Below are 248 nucleotides of genomic sequence, written 5' to 3' on the forward strand. Positions count from 1 at the left end.
ACTAAAGAGCACACCCGCAAACGGCAACGAGCGATAACCTGATAATAGTGGAGCCAAGTTATTGGCGAGTTTTTCACATCCTTCATACTGCAAAAAGCGGGCTAAAGCCAGTAAATAGGTCTGTGTTTGATTATGTAAGACTGCTTGTGTACCTTGTTCCACTAATGCAGGTAAAAGCGTTTTTAAGTCATTGGAAAGCGTTTCAGCCGTCGCCTTGAAAGGAGCTGAATAAAGCACGGTGGGCGTTT

Annotated in this window: 1 protein-coding gene; it reads right to left on the reverse strand. The window is 44.4% G+C overall.

Going from position 1 to position 248, the window contains the following annotated elements; all coding sequences use genetic code 11:
• Positions 1 to 248, reverse strand: a 248-nt coding sequence (locus BHE89_RS23620; RefSeq protein ID WP_216080971.1) for a hypothetical protein, incomplete at both ends; no start/stop codon positions are given.

The sequence above is a fragment of the Shigella sp. FC1967 genome (genome assembly GCF_001743005.1).
In the GTDB taxonomy this organism is placed as follows: domain Bacteria; phylum Pseudomonadota; class Gammaproteobacteria; order Enterobacterales; family Enterobacteriaceae; genus Proteus.